Annotated in this window: 3 protein-coding genes; 2 read left to right on the top strand and 1 reads right to left on the bottom strand. The window is 38.1% G+C overall.

The features are described from left to right. The first annotated feature begins 153 nt into the window (after positions 1-153). The gene (locus AAC037_RS22070; protein ID WP_339905664.1) at positions 154-1,431 is read left to right on the top strand and encodes a glycoside hydrolase family 2 TIM barrel-domain containing protein; all 1,278 of its coding nucleotides are present in this window, start codon (positions 154-156) and stop codon (positions 1,429-1,431) included. A 243-nt stretch (positions 1,432-1,674) separates the two neighbouring features. Here the strand turns inward: AAC037_RS22070 and AAC037_RS22065 are convergent, their stop codons facing one another. Next, positions 1,675-2,985, bottom strand: coding sequence for an amidohydrolase (locus tag AAC037_RS22065; RefSeq protein ID WP_339905663.1), 1,311 nt, complete (start codon positions 2,983-2,985; stop codon positions 1,675-1,677). Between the two features lie 96 nt (positions 2,986-3,081). Here AAC037_RS22065 and AAC037_RS22060 point away from each other — a divergent pair. After that, positions 3,082-3,428: hypothetical protein (locus tag AAC037_RS22060; protein WP_339905661.1), on the top strand; the 347-nt coding region annotated here is incomplete at its 3' end.

Below are 3,428 nucleotides of genomic sequence, written 5' to 3'. Positions count from 1 at the left end.
ATAAGAATTATTATTTAATGCAAATAACACTAAATTATATTTAAAAAGCAATTTTTTATATTTGAATATTTTTTACTTACATTTACAGCACAAATTAAGATAAGGCATATCTTTTTTACCTTTCAAATATTTTAATTAAGCTCAACAGAAATCATGATTAGAATAATACAATCGAAACTTACTTATTTTTATATTTTTTGTGTTTTAGCAATACTTATTAGTTGTAAATATGATAATGATTTAACTATTTCTCCTGCAGTGGAAGTAAGGTACACAGAAGGAAAAGCACGACTTTACCGAAACGGGAACCCCTATTTTATAAAAGGGGCTAGTGGCATTGATAATCTTGAAAAAGTTTCAGCTTATGGGGGCAATTCTATTCGAACCTGGAGCGTACACAATGCGGGTGAAATTTTGGACAAAGCGGAAGCATTAGGTTTAACGGTTACCCTTGGACTGGAAATTGGTCGGCCTTATTGGGGTGAAGATTTTAAATATTGGAATATTCTTGAAGTCAATAAAAAAATAGAAGAATTAAAGCCTATTATAGAAAAATACAAAAACCATCCTGCGCTCCTGATGTGGGGGGTGGGCAATGAAGTTAGCTTAAAAGGGGGGTCAAGGTATTTGATATATTATACCATCAACAGGATCGCCAAGATGATCAAAGAAACAGATCCCAATCATCCCGTCATGACAGCTATAAATGTCAAAACGATAGGGCGAGGAAAATACCTGATGCCAAATGTCGATATATTAGGATATAATGGATTTGGATTGATCAAGCACTTCTTTGAAGACAATAAAAATTATAAATACAAAGAATGGGGAGTACCTGGTCACTGGGAAGTAAAAGACACAGCATGGGGTGCACCCTATGAGCTGAGCACCAAGCAAAAAATTAACTTTCTACAACAATATTGGGAATTAATGAATCAGGATACCACTTCTTTTTTAGGGAGTTATGCCTTCTACTGGGGGAATAAGTTTGAGATTACTAATACTTGGTTTAGCCAGTTTTCTACCGAAGGGGAGAACTCAGAGACTGTACAATACATACAAAGTCTCTGGAAAGGTGAAGCATTTCATAGCAATCTACCGGAAATTTTTAACATTAGTTTTAACGACCGACCCGGACAAAGCAATCAATACCTGACTGCAGATTCCTTGTATTCTGCCAGCCCTATAACAGATTTTGATGATTTATCAGCCCTGAAATTTAAATGGGAAATAAGACCTGAAGAGGCCAAGTTTTATGAACTTGATGATTACCAACACAACATGAGCTACCTAATGGAAGCCGATAGTGCATCTACGCTGAAATTTAGGACCCCAAAAAACGAAGGTCCATACAGAATTTATGTGTATATATCAGATGACAGTGGCAATTACACTTCTCATAACCTCCCATTTTATGTAGTTAATCAATAGCATAAAGAACTCCGGAATATCCATGTCTCTGACATTTTTACTAGGTGATTACGGAAAGGATGGTATAGCTACCCTTTCCGTAATTTAACTCACTCCTACCTTGATTTCAAAATTATTCCTTCTAAGAAACGATTTAACTGATGGTTTAGAGATTACTAGCAAAATTAATCCTGAAAAACTGAACCCAATTATCATATCCCAACAGGAGACAAATGTTAGAAATCTAGGTCTATTACACTGGGTTTAAAAGTTCATATAGTCTAATGTCAGCTGCGACAATGCCCTGACTCCTAACACAAAACCACTTTCATCAAGGTAAAAATCAGGGGTATGGTGAGAGGCAGCTTTTTCGGGATCTCCTGTTTCCGGCATTCCTCCCAGAAAGAAAAATAAGCCAGGTTTTTCAAGCTGAAAAAAGCTAAAATCTTCGGCTCCTGTAACCGGATCATGCACCCACAAATTTTCTTTACCTGCAACTCTTTCTAAGGTAGGTTGCATCTTAGCAGTCAAAGCCTCATCATTATAGGTTACCGGATACATTTTTTTTATACTTATGTCTGCCGTTGCACCTGCACTTTTGGCGATATTTTCACCAATCTCCCTTATCCTACGATGGATCAACTCCTGCTGCGGTTGACTATAAGTACGAATGGTACCTATCATATCCACCTGTTCGGGAATAATATTGTGTCTAACCCCACCATGGATAGCACCTATGGTTACGATGGCCGGAATCTCAATAATTTTCACATTTCTACTTACTATGGTTTGCAATCCCATCACAATCTGAGAAGAAGTAACAATGGGATCTATGGAAGACCAGGGATAAGCGCCATGGGCCTGTTGTCCTTTTACAGTAATTTCAAGCTCATCCACTGCCGCCATGGCTGGTCCTGGTTTGTATTTAATTACCCCGGAAGGCGTTTGAGAATTAATATGTAATCCAAAAATTACATCAACATCTTCCATCACTCCTTCTTCTACCATCTGTTTGGCTCCCCAGGTATCTATGGATTTGTCTTCCAAACCCTCCTCTGAAGGCTGAAAAATAAATTTAACGGTACCTTTGAGGTCTTTTTGCATACCAGTCAATACTTCTGCAACCCCCATCAAAATGGCCATATGGGAATCATGTCCGCAAGCATGCATGACACCGCTTTCTTGCCCATTATAGGTGGTCATTACTTGAGATTTAAACGGAACGTCCACCCGTTCGGTCACTGGAAGTGCATCCATATCAGCTCTTAATGCAACTGTTGGGCCCTGCTTCCCTCCTTTTAAGACACCAACTACACCGGTAACGGCTACCCCTTCGGTAACTTCCATACCCAAAGCTTTCAAGTGGGCCGCAATTTTTCCTGCTGTTCTTACTTCTGCATTCCCCAGTTCCGGATGCTCATGGAAATCTCTCCTCCACTCGATCACTTTTTCCTCAACTTCCAGAGCACTTTCATTGACTTTTTTTTCCAATTTATTCTGGGCAAGTAAAGAACTTGCCGTACAGAAAAAGGCAATACCTGCCAAAATAAAATCTAATCTAAATATTCTCCTCATACTCAAATTTAAAAATAAACAGCCAGTAGATTGACATGCGAGAAAAAAAAATAAGAAAAAATTTAAAGACAATTTTATCTTTTTATATTAGATTTGATGATGATCCAATCTATGGTAGCCAGAAAGCTAATCGTCAGCCTATTGATCTCAGGTCTTTCGATGTATGCTTGTGATCAAAAAGAAAAAAAGGAAGACCTACTTTCTGATGGAGAAAAACGTTATCGGGATTATATAAGAAAAATACCCGGAAAAGATGAACATGTACCTGAAGAAGTATTGGCAAAAGGTGAAGTGCTTATTGCCTATGCCGGATGTTATGATTGTCACAAAATTGATAAAAAGTCCAAAGGACCGGCCTTTAAAGACATCGCCAAGCGGTACCCAATACAACCTGCTTATAGGGATTTGTTGGCAAGAAAAATTATTACAGGAGGTTTTGGCTC

Source organism: uncultured Cyclobacterium sp. (genome assembly GCF_963976465.1).
In the GTDB taxonomy this organism is placed as follows: domain Bacteria; phylum Bacteroidota; class Bacteroidia; order Cytophagales; family Cyclobacteriaceae; genus Cyclobacterium.
This window is presented reverse-complemented; position numbering and strand designations above follow the sequence as displayed.